The sequence below is a fragment of the Burkholderia sp. 3C genome, assembly GCF_054589155.1.
The window spans coordinates 70,018-89,497 of the sequence record NZ_BAAILN010000044.1; the positions used below are offsets into that span (position 1 = coordinate 70,018).

Annotated in this window: 7 protein-coding genes; 3 read left to right on the top strand and 4 right to left on the bottom strand. The window is 69.1% G+C overall.

Annotated elements, in window-relative coordinates:
* The 3 genes from ACYP33_RS06775 to ACYP33_RS06785 form a co-directional block, all read right to left on the bottom strand.
* Positions 1 to 12,016, bottom strand: a 12,016-nt coding sequence (locus ACYP33_RS06775) for an amino acid adenylation domain-containing protein (RefSeq protein WP_459620549.1), incomplete at its 3' end; no start/stop codon positions are given.
* 141 nt (positions 12,017 to 12,157) lie between these two features.
* Positions 12,158 to 13,741 (bottom strand): aminodeoxychorismate synthase component I, encoded by a 1,584-nt coding sequence (gene pabB, locus ACYP33_RS06780; protein WP_459620551.1) that lies wholly within the window; start codon positions 13,739 to 13,741, stop codon positions 12,158 to 12,160.
* 120 nt (positions 13,742 to 13,861) lie between these two features.
* The gene (locus ACYP33_RS06785; protein WP_459620553.1) at positions 13,862 to 14,449 is read right to left on the bottom strand and encodes a VOC family protein; all 588 of its coding nucleotides are present in this window, start codon (positions 14,447 to 14,449) and stop codon (positions 13,862 to 13,864) included.
* Positions 14,450 to 15,164: 715 nt separating this feature from the next.
* Between ACYP33_RS06785 and ACYP33_RS06790 the strand changes: the two genes are divergently transcribed.
* On the top strand, positions 15,165 to 15,740 hold the full coding sequence (locus ACYP33_RS06790) for a flavin reductase family protein (protein WP_459620555.1): 576 nt from the start codon (positions 15,165 to 15,167) through the stop codon (positions 15,738 to 15,740).
* 324 nt (positions 15,741 to 16,064) lie between these two features.
* Here the strand turns inward: ACYP33_RS06790 and ACYP33_RS06795 are convergent, their stop codons facing one another.
* Positions 16,065 to 16,937, bottom strand: a complete 873-nt coding sequence (locus ACYP33_RS06795; protein ID WP_459620556.1) for a LysR family transcriptional regulator — start codon at positions 16,935 to 16,937, stop codon at positions 16,065 to 16,067.
* 146 nt (positions 16,938 to 17,083) lie between these two features.
* On the opposite strand from ACYP33_RS06795, the gene ACYP33_RS06800 reads away from it, so the two are divergent.
* Both ACYP33_RS06800 and ACYP33_RS06805 read left to right on the top strand, forming a co-directional pair.
* Positions 17,084 to 18,340 (top strand): MFS transporter, encoded by a 1,257-nt coding sequence (locus tag ACYP33_RS06800; RefSeq protein ID WP_459620558.1) that lies wholly within the window; start codon positions 17,084 to 17,086, stop codon positions 18,338 to 18,340.
* Between the two features lie 403 nt (positions 18,341 to 18,743).
* The gene (locus ACYP33_RS06805) at positions 18,744 to 19,427 is read left to right on the top strand and encodes an HAD family hydrolase (protein WP_459620560.1); all 684 of its coding nucleotides are present in this window, start codon (positions 18,744 to 18,746) and stop codon (positions 19,425 to 19,427) included.
* Positions 19,428 to 19,480: the final 53 nt, after the last annotated feature.

Here is a 19,480-nt window from a genome sequence, read left to right on the forward strand (position 1 = left end):
CGAGATGCTGCGGCGCGGCGTGCTCCATGATGCGGCGCACCGCCCGCACGTCGGCCGCGTCGCCGCCGGTCAGCAGGTAGCGCAGCGCCGGGAACACCGGCGCGAGCGCGTCGGCGTAGGCGCTGAGGAGGCCCGCCACCAGGTGCAGCACGCTCACGCGCTCGCGCGTGAGCAGCGCGGCGAGGCGCGGCGCCTGCAGCAGGTCGTCGTGCGGCACGATCACGAGGCACGCGCCGTGCAGCAACGCGTTCCACACTTCCATCGTGCTGGCGTCGAAGGCCGGGTTCGAGGTGAAGGCGATGCGGTCGCGCGCGTCGAATTCCGCATAGCCGTTGTGGATCACCAGCCGCGCGATGCCGCGATGCGCGATGATCACGCCCTTCGGCGTGCCGGTCGATCCCGAGGTGTACATGATGTAGGCCGGACGATCGCCACCGCCCGGATGCGACGGGGCCGGTGTGCTGTCGTGCACGCTGTCGTGCGCGCTGTCGTGCTCGCCTTCGTACCCGGCCGATGAAGCGTCCAGATCGACGCGCCGCACCTGCGGCACGTCGGGCACCGCCTGACCGCCCAGCGTCAGCAGGCAGCGCGCGCCGCAATCGGCCAGCATGAAGGCCTGCCGATCGGCCGGCGCGTTGCGGTCGAGCGGCACGTACACCGCGCCGCACTTCAGCACGGCCAGCTCCGCCACCACCAGCTCGATCGAGCGGGCGAGCAGGATCGCCACGCGCTCGCCCGGCGCCACGCCGAGCGCGGCGAGCCGGCGCGCGAGCCGGTTGGCGCGCGCGTCGAGCCCGGCGTAATCGAGCGTGCGCGCGCCGTCGGCCAGCGCCTGCGCGTGCGGCGTGCGCGCCGCCTGCTGCTCGAACAGCGTGTGCACGCCGGTATCGAACGGGCACGCCGCGTCGGTCGCGTTCCAGCCTTCGATCAGCTCCCGGCGTTCCGCCTCGGGCAGCCAGGCCAGCTCGCGCACCGGCGTGGCCGGCGCGTCGTCGAGCGCGGCGACCAGGCTGGCCACGCTGCGCGCCAGATAGGCGCACACGCGCGCCGCGTCGTGCGGCGCGACGAGTTGCGCGGTCAGGCGGAAGCCCTCGCCCAGATCGTCCACGCTCAGTGCGCACGGGTAATGGGTGCGTTCCTCGCCGTCGACCACGTCGATGCCCTGCCAGCCCGGAATCGCGCCGCCGTCGATCACGGTGCCGTCCGCGCTGTGGCGGAAGTTCAGCAGCGCGCTGAACAGCGGCGCGGGCGCGGCCACGCCGCTGCAGCGCTGCGCGAACGCCAGCGATGCGTGTTCGTGGCCCATCAGGTCGGCCAGCCGGCGATGGGTGCGCAGCGCCGCGTCGCGCACGCCGGCGGCGCCCGCCTCCACGCGCACCGGCAGCGTGTTGATGAACAGCCCCATGACCTGCTCGGCGCGCGTGCCGCCCTGCCAGCGGCCGAGCAGCACGGTGCCGAACACCACGTCCTCGCGGCCGGACAGCTTGCCGACCACGTGCCCCCAGGCGAGGTGGAACAGGCTCGCCACGCTCACGCCCAGTTGGCGAGCCTGCTCGCGCAGCCGCGCGGCCAGCTCGGGCGCCAGTTCCACGGCGGCGGTGCGCACCGGCGTGGGTTCGCCGTTCGCGTCGGTTTCGCCGTCCACGTTGGCGAGGCCGTAAGGCAGCGTGGGTTCGTCGATGTCGCCGAGCATCTCGCGGAAAAACGCCTCGCTGGCCGGGCCGCGCCCGGCCAGCCGCGAGCGGGCCACGTGGTCGCGGAACGGCGGCGGCGGCGGCAGCGCGTGCCAGCTGCCGTCGAGCCAGGCCGCTACCTCGCGCAGCAGGATCGCGATGTCGGTGTGATCGAGCGCGATGTGATGCGTGAGCAGCAGCAGCACCCAGTTGCCGTTGACCGGATCGTGCGCGTAGCGCACCGCCATCGGCGGCGCATGGCGCAGGTCGAGGCGGTAATGGCGCGGATCGTGGCGCTGCTGCAACTGCTCGCCGATGTCGGCGGCCGGGTCGAGATCCACCACTTCCTCGACCGACAGCGTCGCCGCGCGCCGCACCACCTGCACCGGCTCGCGCAGGCCTTCCCAGGCGATGCCGGTGCGCAGCACGTCGTGACGCGTCACCGCGGCCTGCAACGCGCCCGCGAAGCGCAGCAGATGCTCGCGCGTCTCAAAGCCGAAGCGCACGCGCGACAGGTAGGCGTCGCCCACGGTCTGCGCCAGATGGTGATACAGCATGCCTTCCTGCAACGGCGCGAGCGGATAGATGTCCTGCACGTTCGCCGCGCCGCCCGGCACGCCGGCCACGATCGCGTCGATCTCGCGCTGCGTCAGCTCCACGAGGCTCAGCATCGACGGATCGAGTCGGCTCGCGTCGGCCGGAATCCGGTTCGGCGCAATCTCGAACTCGGCGGCCACGCGCAGCGTGGCGGCCAGATCGGCCAGCGTGGGCGCGCCGAACAGCGCCGGGATGTCGGTATCGCGCCCGGCCTCGCGCAGCCGGCCGACCAGCCGTACCGCCAGCAGCGAATGGCCGCCCAGCTCGAAAAAGTTGTCGTGGCGGCTCACCTCGGCCACGCCGAGCACTTCCGCCCAGGCGGCGGCCAGCGCGCGTTCGGCCTCGCCCTGTGGCGCCGCGTAGTCGCGGCGGCCGTAGGCGGAGTCGTCCGGCGTCGGCAGCGCGCGGCGATCGAGCTTGCCGTTCACGGTGAGCGGCAGCGTGTCGAGCGCCACCCAGGCGGCCGGCACCATGTGGCGCGGCAGCCGGTCCGCCGCGTGCGTGCGCAGCGCGTCCACACTGGCCGGGCCGGCGTAATAGGCCACCAGGCGGCGATCGCCGGGCGTGTCCTCGCGCACGATCACCGCCACCGCGTGCACGTCGTCGCGCTCGGCCAGCCGCGCCTCGATCTCGCCAAGCTCGATACGGAAGCCGCGGATCTTCACCTGATCGTCGTTGCGGCCGAGGAACACCAGCGAGCCGTCGGCCCGGTAGCGCGCGAGATCGCCGGTGCGGTACATGCGTGCGCCCGGCGCATCGTGGAACGGATCGGCCAGGAAGCGCTGCGCGCTCAACTCGGGGCGGTTCAGATAGCCGCGCGCCACGCCCACGCCGCCCACATACAGCTCGCCCTCGGTGCCGAGCGGCGCCGGCTGGCCGTGCGCGTCGAGCAGATAGAGGCGCACGTTGCCCACCGGGCGGCCGATCGGCGGCGTGTCGCCGTCGAAGTCGGGCGGGCACGGCCAGACGGTCGCGCACACGGTGTTCTCGGTCGGGCCATAGCCGTTGAACAGCACGGCCCGGGCCGCCAGGGCGCGGAACAGCGCCGCGCCGGGCGCCTCGCCGGCCAGCACCAGCGTGGGCCGCGCGTCGATCGCGGGCAGGCCCTCGCCGTCCTGCAGCAGCGCGGGCGGCAAGGTGGCGTGGGTGATCGCGTGCGCGTCGAGGTAGCGCCACAACGCGACCCGGTCGTGACGGATCGCGTCGGGCGGCACATGCACGGCCGCGCCGGCGCACAGCGCCATCACGATCTCGGAGATGCTCGCGTCGAAGCTGGCCGATGCGAACTGCAGCACGCGGCTGTCGGGCTGCACGCCGAAGCAGGCGATCTGCGCCTGCGCGAGATTCACCAGGCCGCGATGCTCGACCATCACGCCCTTCGGCGTGCCGGTGGAGCCCGAGGTGTAGATCACGTAGGCCAGGTGGCGAGCGTTCAGGCCGGCCGCCTGCGCGGGCAGGTTCGCATTGCCGGCCGGGTCGTCCGCCCGCAGCGCGGCCAGCGTGTCCAGTTCGAGCACCGGCACCGCGTCGGGCAGGCCCGCGAGCCGCGCGCGCGAGCGGCTGTCGGTCAGCGCCGCCACCGGCGCGCTGTCGGCCAGCATGTGGGCCAGCCGCTCGGCCGGATAGGCGGGATCGAGCGGCACATAGGCGCCGCCGGCCTTCATCACGGCCAGGATCGCCACCACGATCGAGGCACTGCGTTCGAGGCACAGCGCCACCCGATCGTCGGGCGCCACGCCCAGCGCACGCAGCCGGTGCGCGAGACGGTTGGCGCGCGCGTTCAGCTCGGCGTAGCTCAGTTGCTCGTGCGCGTCCTCCACCGCGATCGCGTGGGGACGTTCGGCCACGCGCGCCTCGACCAGCTCGTGCAGGCAGGCCTCGCGCGGGAACAGCACGTCCGTGTCGTTCCACGTTCGCAGCAACTGGTCGCGCTCGGCGGCGGACAGCAAGCTGGCGTGAGCGTGATCGGCCTGCGGATCGGCGGCGATCGCATCGAGCGCCGCCACGTAATAGCCGAGGATGCGCGCGCCCTGGGCCGGCGCGAGCCGCGCGCCGTCGATCTTCAGCTCGACGGTGAGCGCGGCGGCCGTGTCCGATACGTTCACGCCGAGCGCGAAGTTGGTCGCCTCGAAGCCGTGGCCGCCGCGGGCCTCGAAGCCCGCGTTGCGCTCGAGCGCCTCGTACACATGGAAGTTCACATAGTTGAACACCACCTCGTACAGCGCGGCGCGGTCGTTGTCGAGTTGAAGCTGGAAATACGGATAGTGGCGATGGCGGATCACCTCCAGTTCGCTGCGGAACGTGCTGCGGATCAGTTCGGCCCAACTGGAAGCCACGAGGTCGAGCCGCATCGGCAGCGTGTTCAGGAACAGGCCCAGCACCTTCTCGCCGTCGTCCTGCTCCTGGCGCACGTTCGACACCAGGCCGCTGGTCACGTCGGTCTTGCCCGCAATCATCGCCAGCACGCGCAGGTGCGCCGCAAGCACCACGCTGCGCATCGGCACCCCGAGCGCGTTGGCCACGCCGCGCAGGCGCTCGCGCACCGGTTCGTCGATCGCGGCGATCAGCGGCGGCTTCGGCGCGGACGGATCGCCCACCGGCTCGGCCGGCGGCAAGGCGCTGAACGTGTAGCCGGACAGATAGCGGCGCCAGAATTCGCGGTGTCGCGGCGAGGCCAGCGCGCTGCGCTCGGCCTCTACCGCGCTGCGCGGCGTGCGTGCCAGCGGCGGCAGTGCGGCCGCGCGTAACTGGCCCGGTTCGGCCGCCAGCAATGACAGGTAGGTGTCGAACAGTTCGGTGTTCAGCGACGCCACGCTCCAGCCGTCGAGGATCGCGTGATGGAAGCTCGGCGTGTACTGGATCTCGCGCTCGCCCCGCACATGCACGAACACGCGCAGCAGCGGCGCGGCGTCGAGCGCCACGCGCGTCTTGCGCTCGGCTTCCACGAATTCGACGATGCGGCGTTCCTGCTCCGCTTCGTCGTGCATGCCGAGATCGATCGTGGCGAGCGGCACCTCGCCGGTGGCGAACACCAGTTGCATCGGCTCGCTGAAGCGCTCGAAATCGAAGGCCGTGCGCAGCACCGGATGGCGCGCCACCAGCGCCGCGAGCGCGGCGCGGAAGGCCGCTTCGTTCCAGGCCGGCACGCCGAAGCGATAGCTGAATACGTCGTGGTAGACGGACGCATCGTCGGCCGCCTGTTCGTTGTGATACACCATCCCGCGCTGCAGGAAGGTCAACGGATAGGCATCCTCAATGCCGGCTGGCAGACGCGCACGATCGGCTTCGCTGAGTGCGAGCGCGTCGCTGGCGTGCGAGGCGCTGACGTCGTCGGTCGAGAGCGCTTGCGCGAGGTTCGCGATCGTCTGTTGCGTGAACAGGTCCACCAGCGCGAAATCGAGCCCTTGTGCCTTGGCCTTCGACAGCACCGACACGGCGCGGATCGAATCGCCGCCGGCCGCAAAGAAATTGTCGTGGATGCCGACCTGATCCAGACGCAGCACCTGCGCCCAGATCGCCGCAAGACGTTCCTCGATCGAGGTGCGGGGCGCCACGTAATGCCGCGTATCGACCGATTGCGCAGGCTTCGGCAGCGCGGCGCGATCCACCTTGCCGTTCGCCGTCAGCGGGAACCGCTCCAATGCGACAAAGGCCGACGGCAACATGAAATCCGGGAGTGTGCGGCTCAAGCCGGTACGCAACGCGGCGCTGTCGGTTTGCGCTTGATCCGGATCGATGACGTAGTAAGCCACCAACCGTTTGTCGCCCGGTTCGTCTTCGCGCGCGATGACCAACGCTTCGCGCACGCCATCCAGCGCCGACAACGCCGATTCGATTTCACCCAATTCGATCCGGAAGCCGCGAATCTTCACCTGCGTGTCGATCCGGCCGAGGTATTCCAGCGTGCCATCGGGCAGGAATCGCGCGAGATCGCCCGTGCGATACAGACGATCCCGTTCGCTCGTGCCGAATGGATTGCGGACGAAGCGCTTCGCCGTCAGTTCCGGCTGATTCAGATAGCCGCGCGCCACGCCCGCACCGCCGATGCAAAGCTCGCCCGGCACGCCGATCGGCATCGGGTTCAGGTTCGCGTCCACCACATACGCGGACAGGTCCGGAATCGGCCGCCCGATGCTCGCGGGCGTGCCGCCGCCGTTCGCCTGCAGCGGCCAGTACGTTACGTGCACCGTGGTTTCGGTGATGCCGTACATGTTCACAAGCTGGCAGGCGGCATTGCGCGCGTCGTCGTACCACGGGCGCAGCATGCCCACTTCCAGCGCCTCGCCACCAAACACGACGTAACGAAGTTGATGCGTCCGATTGCTTTCCGCCTGTGCCGCGATCAATTGACGGAACGCACTCGGCGTCTGATTGAGCACCGTCACGCCTGCTTCGCACAGCAATGCATAGCATTCCTGCGGCGAACGGCTGACCAGCTTCGGCACCACGACCAAGCGCCCGCCATGCAGCAACGCACCCCAGATTTCCCATACGGAAAAGTCGAAGGCGAATGAATGGAACAACGCCCAGGTATCGGTGTGGTCGAACCCGTACCAGGCATCGGTCGCCGAGAACAGCCGCGTGACGTTGCGATGCTCGATCATCACGCCCTTCGGCTGACCGGTCGAGCCCGACGTGTAGATCACATAGGCGAGGCTATCCGCGCTGACGCCGGCCACATCCGGGTTGTCGATCGAACCTTCCGCCGTCGCCACATCGATATCGATGACCGGCGCTTCCACTTCCACCAGCACGTCACGCGTATCGGCCTGCACCAGCACTGCCACCGGCGCGCTGTCGCGCAGCGTGTACGCGAGCCGATCCGCCGGATAGGCCGGATCGAGCGGCACATATCCCGCCCCCGCCTTCAGCACGCCGAGAATCCCCACCAGCATCCCCAGCCCGCGCTCCACGCAGATCGCCACGCGATCATCCACCCGCACGCCCTGCCCGATCAGCGCATGCGCGAGCCGGTTCGCGCGTGCGTTCAACTCCGCGTAAGTCAGCCGTTGCGCCCCGAACTCGACCGCCACCGCCTCGGGCCGCTCCGCCACCCGCGCCTCGAACAAGCGATGAATCGGCGCATCCTGCGCAAACGCCGCCTCGCGCGCGTCCGCATTCCACGCCTCCACCACTTGCCGCCGCTCCGCCGCCGACAGCAGATCCGCCCGCTCATGCGCGGCCTCCACATCGGCCGCGATCGCATCGAGCGCCGCGAGGTAGTAACCGAGCGCACGCTCGCCCTGCTCGCGCGACAGCCGCGTCGGGTCGATCTTCACGTCCACCGTGAGCCCGTCCGCCATGTCGGCGAAATTCACCAGCAGGCCGAAATTGGTCGCCTCGAAGCCGTGCCAACGGCGCAGCGCGAAGCCTTCGTTGCGGGCCAGCGATTCGTAGACGTGGAAGTTCACGTAGTTGAACGCCACCTCGTACAGCGCCGCGCGATCGTTGTCGAGTTGAAGCTGGAAATACGGATAGTGGCGGTGGCGGATCACCTCGAGTTCGCTGCGGAACGTGCCGCGGATCAGTTCGGCCCAGCTCGACGCCACCACGTCGAGCCGCACCGGCAGCGTGTTCAGGAACAGGCCCAGCACCTTCTCGCCGTCGTCCTGTTCTTGACGCACGTTCGACACCAGGCCGCTCGTCACGTCGGTCTTGCCCGAGATCATCGCGAGCACGCGCAAGTGCGCCGCGAGCAGCACGCTGCGCATCGGCACGCCGAGCGCGTTCGCCACGCCCCGCAGCTTCCCGCGCAGCACCTCGCTCACCACCACGCTCAGTTCCGGGCGCACCGCATCGGGGCCTGCGCCCGCTTCGGCGGGCGGCAGGCCGCTGAACGAATAGCCGGACAGATAGCGGCGCCAGAATTCGCGGTGTCGCGGCGAGGCCAGCGCGCTGCGCTCGGCCTCCACCGCGCTGCGCGGCGTGCGCGCCAGCAGCGGCGCAGCCGCGCGCAACTGGCCCGGCTCGGCCGTCAGCAGCGACAGGTAGGTGTCGAACAGTTCGGTGTTCAGCGACGCCACGCTCCAGCCGTCGAGAATCGCGTGATGGAAGCTCGGCGTGTACTGGATCTCGCGCTCGCCTCTCACATGTACGAACACGCGCAGCAGCGGCGCGACGTCGAGCGCCACGCGCGTCTTGCGCTCGGCCTCGATGAAGGCGTCGATCGCGGCGTCCTGCTGCGCCGGTTCGAGCGCGGACTGATCGATCACCGTGAGCGGCACCTCGCCCGTGGCATGCACGAGTTGCAGCGGTTCGTCGAAACGATCGAAATCGAACGCCGTGCGCAGCACCGGATGGCGCGTCACCAGCGCCGCGAGCGCGGCACGGAACGCGGCTTCGTTCCAGGCCGGCACGTCGAAGTGATAGCTGAACACGTCGTGGTAGAGCGCCGCGTTTTCCGATGCCTGCTGATTGTGATACACCATCCCGCGTTGCAGGAAGGTCAACGGATAGGCATCCTCAATGCCGGCTGGCAGGCGCGCACGATCGGCTTCGGAAAGCGCGAGTGCGTCGCTGGCATGCGAGGCGCTCACGTCGTCGGTCGACAGCGCTTGCGCGAGGTTCGCGATCGTCTGTTGCGTGAACAGATCCACCAGCGCGAAATCGAGCCCTTGTGCCTTGGCCTTCGACAGCACCGACACGGCGCGGATCGAATCGCCGCCAGCCGCAAAGAAGTTGTCGTGGATGCCGACCTGATCCAGACGCAGCACCTGCGCCCAGATCGCCGCAAGACGTTCCTCGATCGAGGTGCGCGGCGCCACGTAATGTTGTGTATCGACCGATTGCGCAGGCTTCGGCAGCGCGGCGCGATCCACCTTGCCGTTCGCCGTCAGCGGGAATCGCTCCAATGCGACGAATGCCGACGGCAGCATGAAGTCCGGGAGCGTGCGGCTCAGGCCGGTACGCAACGTGGCGCTGTCGGTTTTTGTCTGGTCTGGATCGATGACGTAGTAGGCCACCAATCGCTTGTCGCCCGGTTCGTCTTCGCGCGCGATGACCAGCGCCTCGCGCACGCCGTCCAACGCCGACAACGCCGATTCGATTTCACCCAGTTCGATGCGGAAGCCGCGAATCTTTACCTGCGTGTCGATCCGGCCGAGGTATTCCAGCGTGCCATCGGGCAAGAACCGCGCGAGATCGCCCGTGCGATACAGGCGATCCTGTTCGTTCGTGCCGAACGGATTGCGGATGAAGCGCTTCGCCGTCAACTCCGGCTGATTCAGGTAGCCACGTGCGACGCCCGCACCGCCGATGCAAAGCTCGCCCGGCACGCCGATCGGCATCGGGTTCAGGTTCCCGTCCACCACGTAGGCGGACAGATCCGGAATCGGCCGCCCGATGCTCGCGGGCGTGCCGCCGCCGTTCACCTGCAGCGGCCAGTACGTTACGTGCACCGTGGTTTCGGTGATGCCGTACATGTTCACAAGCTGGCAGGCCGTATTGCGCGCGTCGTCGTACCACGGGCGCAGCATGCCCACTTCCAGCGCCTCGCCGCCAAACACGACGTAACGAAGTTGATGCGTCCGATTGCTTTCCGCCTGCGCCGCGATCAACTGACGGAACGCGCTCGGCGTCTGGTTCAGTACCGTCACGCCCGCTTCGCAAAGCAATGCATAGCATTCCTGCGGCGAACGGCTGACCAGCTTCGGCACCACCACCAAGCGTCCGCCGTGCAGCAGCGCCCCCCATATTTCCCATACGGAAAAGTCGAACGCGAACGAATGGAACAGCGCCCAGGTATCGGTGTGGTCGAACCCGTACCAGGCATCGGTCGCCGAGAACAGCCGCGTGACGTTGCGATGCTCGATCATCACGCCCTTCGGCTGACCGGTCGAACCCGACGTGTAGATCACATAGGCAAGGCTATCCGCGCTCAAACCGGCCACATCCGGGTTGTCGATGGCACCTTCCGCCGTCGCCACATCGATATCGATGACCGGCGCTTCCACTTCCACCAGCACGTCGCGCGTATCGGCTTGCACCAGCACCGCCACCGGCGCGCTGTCGCGCAGCGTGTACGCGAGCCGATCCGCCGGATAGGCCGGATCGAGCGGCACATACCCCGCCCCCGCCTTCAGCACGCCGAGAATCCCCACCAGCATCCCCAGCCCGCGCTCAACACAGATCGCCACGCGATCATCCACCCGCACGCCCTGCGCGATCAGCGCATGCGCGAGCCGGTTCGCCCGCGCATTCAACTCGGCATAGGTCAGCCGTTGCGCCCCGAATTCGACCGCCACCGCCTCGGGCCACTCCACCACCCGCGCCTCGAACAAGCGATGAATCGGCGCATCCTGCGCGAACGCCGCCCGCTGCGCTGCGTCGTTCCACGCCGCCAATTGCCCGACCTCGTCCGGCGTCGGCAATTGCAGCGCCGCCACCGGAATGCTCCCGTCCTCCAGCACCTGCTCAAGCAGATGCGAGAAACGCGCGCCCACCGCCTCGATGTCGGCATCCTCGAAATACGCGCGGTTGTACATGAAATGCACCCACGCGTTCTCGTCGAAGCGGTTCTCGCGGATATGCAGCGCCAGCGGCAACTGCTCATGCCCGTTCGAGAACATGTGAACCTGCGCCGGCGCGTCGCCGAAGCGCATGTCGTAATCGTCGCGCTCGTACGACACCGAGATGTCGAACACCTGGGCCCGTTGCGCCTGCAACAAGCCGAGCGCGCGATTCAGTTCGCTGATCGGAAAGCGCTGGTGGCGATAGTCCTGCTTCAGCGTCTGCGCGATCGCCTTCAGCAGCGCGTCGAAGCGCAGCGCCGGATCGAACCGCAGCCGCACCGCGCTCACGCCGGTAAACATGCCGGCCGTCTGCCGCATCCGCGCGTTCGAGCGGTTCAGGATCGGCAGCCCGATCGCCAGATCGTCGCGCTGCGTGGTACGCGCGAAATACACGGTCAGCAGCCCCAGCATCACGTGGAACGGCGTGGACGCATGCTCGCGGGCGAAGCCCTCGATCCGCTCGTAGAACGCGCGCGGCAGGCACAGCGCGTGATGCCCGGCCGGCGCGACGCCGCCCGCGAAGCGCTCGCGAAAGCGCGGCGCGAACAGCGGATCGGGCGTGGTGCGGTACTTGTCGAGCCAGTACGCGCGGTGCCGCTCGAATTGCGGCGAGTCGCGCAACGCGCGGTCCTGCTCGACGAACTCGGCATACGAGGGCGCATCGAGGTCGGGCGACTCGCCGTTCGACAGCGCCGTGTAGATGCGCGCGAGCGAATCCACCAGCAGGCCGATCGCCCAGCCGTCGACGATCAGGTGATGGAAATTCAGCGTGAACAGGAAGCGCGCGTCGTCGATCTTCGCCAGCGCGAAGCGGAACAGCGGCGCGGCGCCGTCGAGCGGAAACGGCTCGGCCAGACACTGCCGCGCCCAGTCGCGCGCGGCGCCGGCCGGATCGGCCTCGCCGGAGAAATCGTGCAGCGGCACCCGCACCGTCATGACCGGCGCGATCATCTGGCGCGGCACGCCGTCGGCATCGTCACCGGATTCACCGCCGGATTCACCCGCCCCCGCACTCGCCTGCGCGCCCGTCACCGGCACGAGCCGCAGCGCGTCGTGCCGGGCCACCAGCAGGTTCACCGCGCGCTCGAACCGGTCCACCTCCACCGGCCCCGCGATATGCGTATAGCCGCCGATCTTGTAGACCGGCGCGTCGCCGTGCACGGCCTGATCGAACCAGATTTCGCGTTGCGCGGCGGTGAGCGGAAGGCTGTCGCCCGGCAGGACTGTGTGGTTCAAGCTGTCTCTCCTTCGTGCCGCGCGGCGATGCTCGTGATGCACGAAGCGGCCGCGCGGCGTTTCATGTTGTCGCGTGCGCGTTATTCATGTCATGCACGCCGGGCCCGATGGACACGACGCGCGAGGCTGCGCCGGCCGGCTTCAGAGCGCGGTGGCGTCGGCGGAACGGCGCGTCGCGCCGGGCCGCTGCGCGGGCGGCGTCGCGCGCTTGCCCACGCCCTGCGTGGCGAGCGCGGCGTCCTCGGCCGCCAGGCGCTCCACCGCCTCGATCACGCCGCGCGCCTTCACGATCGTCTCGTCGAATTCCTCGGCCGGATCCGACAGCGCGGTGATCGCGCCGCCCACGCCGAGCTGCGCGCGCCCGCCATGCAGCGTCACCGAGCGGATCACGATGTTGAAATCGCAGGCGCCCGACAGCCCGAACCAGCCGAGCGCGCCCGAATAGATGCCGCGCGCGCCGCCTTCGAGCCGGTCGATGATCTCCATCGTGCGCTGCTTCGGCGCGCCCGTCATCGAGCCGCCGGGGAACGCGGCGCGCAGGCAGTCCACGCCCGACACGCCCGCCTTCAGCGTGCCGCGCACGGTCGACACCAGTTGGTGCACGTGCGAATAGGTCTCCACGTCGAACAGCTTCGGCACGTGCACCGAGCCGATCCGGCTGACCTGGCCGAGATCGTTGCGCAGCAGATCCACGATCATCAGGTTCTCGGCGCGATCCTTCTCGCTGGCGGCCAGCTCGGCGATCAGCGCCGCGTCTTCGTCGGGATTGCGGCCGCGCGGGCGGGTGCCCTTGATCGGCTTGGCCTCGGCGTGGCCGTGGCGATCGACGCTCAGGAAGCGCTCGGGCGACGCGCCCACGTGCGCGAAGCCGCCGATGTCGAAATAGGCCGCGTGCGGCGCCGGCGACAGCTCGCGCATGGCGCGGTACAGATCGAAGGCCGGGCGCTCGAACGCGAACGTGATCAGGTTGGTCATGCAGATCTCGTAGCTCTCGCCGTCGACGATCTCGGCCAGCGCCTCGCGGATCTTCGCGATATAGGTGGGCCGGTCGTGGCGCATCGAGGCGTGCTTCGCGATCCACGCCTCGACCTCGCCCAGCGTGAGCTTGCGGCGCGGCACAATTTCGCTGCGCGCGGCAGGAACGGCAGGAGCGGCTGGAGCGGGCAGCTCGACGCTCGCCTCGAGCGCGGCCTGCGTGCGCTCGATCCACGCGTCGGCCTGCGCGCGCCCGGCGGCGTCGCCGCTCAGGTGCAGCAGCCAGGTCTTGCGTTCGAGATGGTCGATCGCCACCAGCCGCGTGGCGAAGATGAACGCCGCGTCGTGCGTATCGGAGCGCCACGCCCGCGAGCCGGTGGTCTCGCCCTTCAGCTCGTAGCCGAACACGCCCGCGTAGCCGAGGTTGAAGTCGAACGGCAGCTCGGCGGCGGCCTCGATGCGCTGCGCGTCGAGCCGCGCCTTGAGCCAGTCGAACAGGCTGTCGACCTGCGCCACCTCGGTGCCGCCGGCGCGCTCGATGGTGACCGAGCGCGCGGCCAGATCGTAGGTGACGGTTTCGCCGAGCGGGCCGTGCGCGTCGCCCATGAACGTGAATCGCGAGAAACCCGGCACCACCACGCTGCTCTCGAACAGGAACCGGCTCTTCGACGAGGGGAACACGCGGCCAAACGCATGCAGCGCATCCGGGCAGATATCCAGCGCCCGGCACTGGATCTGGAGGCGATCCATGATGAATCCTTTCGATGTACCGCTGACAGGGGACAGCCGCCGCCGCGCGCGCGGCGCGAAGGCCGGGCGCGGTCGAAGGCCGCGATCACGGTGAAGCGAGACGCGATGGCGCGCGTGCGATCAGTACTTGCCCGATTGCTCGAGCTGATCGAACAGGTCCTGCACGTTGTCCTCGACGAAACCGGCCTCGCCGTTGCGGCGAATCAGCTCGAAGCTCATGCCGGTGTTCGCGCAGCGCGACGAGAACGCCTGCGTGAGCCCGCCGCCCTCGATCACGTTGGTGTCGAAGCCGAGGCCGCGCGCCTTCAGGCTGTCCACAGCCGCGCTCACGTCCCGCACTTCCATCGCCACGTGCGCGATGCCCACGCCGTGGTGCTCCACCAGCTTCGAGACCTGCGACTCCGGTTCGGTGCCCTGGCACAGCACGAAGCGGATGCCGTTCATCTCCATCTCGGCGGACACCATGCCGGTGCGCGCGCCCTTGATGTGGCGGCGTTGCTTCAGCTCGAAGCCGAGCACGTCGCGGAACAGGCGGATGCCGTCCTCGAGATCGCGCACGGCCAGTGCGATGTGATCGATGCGTTGAAAGGAAAGGTCCGACTGCTCGGCGTCGCGGGCGGATGGATCGGCCGACGAATCGGTCGACGGATCGGTCGAGGCGGCAGTCAAGGCGGCGGCGCGAAGGGATTGCGGAATACCTGCATTCATAGGGGCGTCCTGCGAAACGGGAGCGCGCTCGATCGGCGCGCACGAATGCATACCTGCGTCGGCGTGGTAAGCCGGTGCGGGTGGCGGCTAAGAGGTGACCGGAAATGCGGGTCGGGAGAGAAGAGGACAACGAGACGCGCGGCTGCCGCGATCCGGCATTTCATTCCCTTATCAAATGACGAATTGCCAATTCGATATGAAACAAAACGCAAACGACAAGATTTTCTCGCGAACATCTTTGCCCTCTCGTATTTTCATTAGCGCTGCATTCAACCGTTTCAAATTCGAACTGTCAACACGACGGCCGGCGCCGAATCGGGAGCCCGCCGCGCCTGCCCGCGGGCCGCCCCGCGATCCGGGTCGATGCGGATCGATCGGCGCTGCGCCAAGCGGGACAAGGCGCCGCTCAGGGCGACGGGGCACCCCTCGCGGCGGCCGTGCCGTGCCCGTGCGGGGCGCGCGCCTTGTCCACTCCGGAAGCATTTCGTTTCAAATGAGGGAAATTGAATAACATGACATTTACATTCGCTCGGCTTTACTCATTTTTCTTGAGTTTTCATGAGCATTTTCAGTGCATATCAAAATAAGACTTCCGGAATCGGGGCGAGAATAAACCGGACCTGACGATTCGCGAATCCGGCCGCGGGTTCGGGTTGCTGCGCGCCGCATCCCGCACCGGTAGAATTCTCCGCTCCCCCACCCCGCTCACTTTCACATGACCCATTTCGCTCCCGTCAGGCTCGACCACGCCAGCCGCCTGCTGAACCACGGCCCGACCGTGCTCGTCACGAGCCGCCACGGCGAGCGCCGCGACGTGATGGCCGCCGCGTGGTCGATGCCGGTGGAATTCACGCCGCCGCGCCTGGCCGTGGTGATCGACAAGAACACCTTCACGCGCGAGCTGATCGCGGCCAGCGGCGTGTTCGGCATCGTGATCCCGGGCTTCGCCGCGCTCGACCTGACGTTCGCGGTGGGCAGCGCCAGCGGCCGCGACGAGGACAAGTTCACGCGCTACGGCATCGATGCGCGCCCCGGCCCCGAACTCGGCGTGCCGGTGATCGAGGCGAACTGCGCGGCCTGGCTCGAATGCCGGCTGATCCCCGAGCGTCACACCGAGGACGCCTACGACACCTGTTTCTGCGAGGTCGTCTCGGCCGCCGCCGACAGCCGCGTGTTCGCGAATGGCCACTGGCATTTCGACGACGCCAACGCCGCGCTGCACACGATCCATCATCTGGGCGCGGGCAAATTCGTGCGCGCCTCGGGCATCACGCAAGCCCAGCCGCTCTGACGCTGGTGAGCTGCGGCGCCTCCGGGCGCCAGTGCTTCCGTGTGCCGGGTCCCCGGGCTTCCGCGCTTCCGAGTCCCCGAGTCTCCGGGTCTCCGGGTCTCCGGGTCTCCGGGTCTCCGGGTCTCCGGGTCTCCGGGTCTCCGGGTCTCCGGGTCTCCGGGTCTCCGCGTCTCCGCGTCTCCGCGTCTCTGCGTCTCCGCGTCTCCGCGTCTCCGCGTCTCCGAGCCTCCGGGGCTTCCGGGCTTCCGGGCTTCCGCGCCTCCTAATCACCGGCCCTCCAGACCGCCGCGCCGCTGCGCATGGCGGCCGGCGACGCCCGCCGCCCTACAGCAAGCCCACCAGGTTCGCGACCACCGCCTCGCGCTCGCGTTCGCGCGTGGCCAGCGCGAGGCGCGCGACGGCCGGCACGCCGTCGATGTCGAGATAGCGCACGCCCTGCACGCGCACTTGCTCGAACGCGGCCGGCACGATCGACAACCCCAGCCCGGCCGCCACCAGATTGATCACCGACGAGATTTGCGGCGCTTCCTGCGCGAGCCGCGGCGCGAAGCCGGCGCGCCGGCACGCGTCGACGATCTCGGCATAGAGCGTCGCGCCGGCCGGCCCGGGCACCAGCACGAACGCCTCGTCGGCCAGCGCCTCCAGCGCCACGCGCCGCCGCTTCGCGAACGCATGGGTGGCGGGCACCACCAGCTTCATCGGCTCGTCGGGGAACGGCCGCAGCACGACGCCGGCCACCGCCACCGCGCCGGGCCGCACGAACACGGCGTCGAGCCGCTCGTCGAGCAAGCGGCGCACGAGGCTCGGCGAGTTCGCCTCGTCGAGCGTCACGTCCACGCCCGGGTAGGCGGCCTTGAACCGCTGGATCAACGCCGGCACCACCGGGTTGAACACGGCCGATGCCGTGAAGCCGAGCCGCAGGCTGCCGGTTTCGCCGTTGCCGGCCTGCTGCGCCGCGCGCCGGGCGCGCGCGGCATCCTCCAGCACGCGCACCGCCTCCACCCGAAACGCCTCGCCGGCGCTGGTCAGCAGCACGCCATGCGCAGTGCGCCGGAACAGGTCGACGCCGAGTTCGCGTTCGAGATTGCGGATCTGCTGACTGAGCGGCGGCTGGCCGATGCCGAGCCGCTCGGCCGCGCGCGTGACGTTCAGTTCCTCGGCGATCGCGAGGAAATAGCGGAGATGACGGAGTTCCATGGGCGGTGCGGGTTGGCGATCGAGGCGTTCGAGGCGGTCGGTCAGATATCTGTGAAACGTCTTTCTTCAATCCGTTTCATATATTGGACAGTATAACTAGCCACGCGGACAATCAGGGCTGTCGTCATGTCCCCCGGTTCCGTCTCATGAATCCCGCCTCCGCCCTTCCCTCCGACGCCGACACCCGCGTCGCCCCCGGCAGCGCCGACTACCGCCGCATCAGCCTCGCGCTGTTCCTGGCCGGCTTCTCGACGTTCTCGCTGCTCTATTGCGTGCAGCCGCTGCTGCCGCTGTTCTCGCAAGGCTTCTCGATCGGCGCGGCGCAGAGTTCGCTGGCGCTGTCGCTGGCCACCGGCTTCCTGGCGTTCTCGATCCTGGCCGCCAGCGCGCTGTCCGAACGCCTGAGCCGGCGGCGGCTGATGTTCGTGTCGATGGCGCTGGCCGCCGTGCTGAACCTGGTGGCGGCCGTGATGCCGAGCTGGTCCGGCGTGCTGGTCGCGCGTGCGCTCGAAGGCTTCGTGCTGGGCGGCGTGCCGGCCACCGCGATGGCCTATCTGGCCGAGGAGATCCAGCCGCGCGGGCTCGGGCTGTCGATGGGCCTCTACGTCGGCGGCACGGCGTTCGGCGGGATGATCGGCCGGGTCGGCATGAGCGTGTTGAGCGACTGGATGTCGTGGCGCGCCGCGATGCAATGGATCGGCGCGATCGATCTGGCCGTGGCGGTGGGCTTCGCACTGCTGCTGCCGGCCTCGCGCCATTTCGCGCCGCGCGCCGGGGTGCGGCTCGGCGAGCATGTCGCGCAGTGGCGACGCCAGCTCGCGCACGTCGCGTTGCCGGCCGTGTTCGCGATCGGCTTCCTGGCGATGGGCGAGTTCGTCACGGTCTACAACTACGCCGGCTTCCGCCTGATGGCCCCGCCGTTCTCGCTCGACGCCACGCGCACCGGCCTGATCTTCAGCGCCTACGTGTTCGGCATCGTGGCCTCGTCGACGGCCGGCGCGCTGGCCGACCGCTTCGGCCGCGCGCCGGTGATCGTGTGCGGCGTGCTGACCAGCGCGGTGGGCGTGGCGCTGACGCTGGACGGCGCGCTGGCGGTGGTGATCGTCGGCATCGCGCTGCTGACGATCGGCTTCTTCATCACGCATTCGGTGGCCAGCAGCTGGGTGGGCCTGCTCGCGCAGGGCGGCAAGAGCTATGCGTCGGCGCTGTATCTGCTGTCGTATTACCTCGGATCGAGCGTGCTCGGCTCGTGGGGCGGCCAGTTCTGGCAGGACGGCGGCTGGCACGCGGTGGCCGGCTACGGGCTGGCGCTGCTGGCGGCCGCGCTGCTGTGCGTGGCGTATCTGGCGCGCGTCACGCAGCGCGCGACGGCCGTGGCGGGCGGGGCCGCGTCGCGGGGCTGAACGCCCCTGGCCGCGCCGGCCACATCCTCTGAAAATCGGGCACGCGCATCGAGGATGCGGTGCCCGATTTTCATTTTCGCTGCTGCAACGGCTTCGACGGTGCCACCACCCACCCGCCGATCTGCGGCGCTGAAACAACGGTTACCGAAAAACCTGCCGCCACGTTCCAACGCAAGCGCGCAGCCCGCCCAAACGCCACAAAATCCCACACCGCCAATACCAGCGTGCCGCCGAGCGCCACGCGCCGGCCCGCCAAACCGCGATGACAGGCGGATGACAGCCGGTTGCAGATATTTGCTGATTTGCCGATTCGGGCATTTGTCGTTACGATTTTCGGCTCGCCCGGTCACGGGCCGCCGCAGCGTTGCCTGCCGCGCCGTCCGCCCTCGTCGTCAGGAAGTCCATGAGCCGTCACCTTGCGCTGTTCGATCTCGATCACACCCTGCTGCCGCTCGACAGTGACCAGTCGTGGGCGCATTTTCTCGCGCGCCTCGGCATCGACGGCGCGGCCGATCACGTGGCCTCGATCGATCGCCTCTATCGCGACTATGCGGCAGGCTCGCTCGATCTCGACGGCTACCTGCGCATCGCGCTCGCGCCGCTGGCCCGCCATTCGCGCGAACAGCTCGACGGCTGGCACGCACGCTACATGGCCGACGTGATCGAGCCGGCGATCCTGCCGGCCGCGCGCCAATTGATCGCACGGCATCGCGACGCGGGCGACCTGTGCTGTATCGTCACGGCCTCGAACGCGTTCGTGACCGAGCCGATCGGCCGCGCGCTCGGCTTCGAACACCTGCTCGCGATCGAGCTGGCCACCGAGGGCGGCGACCCGGCCGCGCGCTATACGGGCGCGCCGATCGGCGTGCCGTCGTTCCGCGAAGGCAAGATCACGCGCACCGAGCAATGGCTCGATTCGCTCGGCCACCGCCTCGACACGTTCTCGCGCAGTTATTTCTACAGCGATTCGATCAACGACCTGCCGCTGCTGGAACAGGTCACCGATCCCGTCGCGACCAACCCGGACGCACCACTGCGCGCCGTGGCGGCCGCCCGCGGCTGGCCGGTGCTCGACCTGTTTCAGTAAGCCGCACGCGGGCAGGCCGACGCGTAGCGCGCGCCGGCCTGCCCCGACCGATG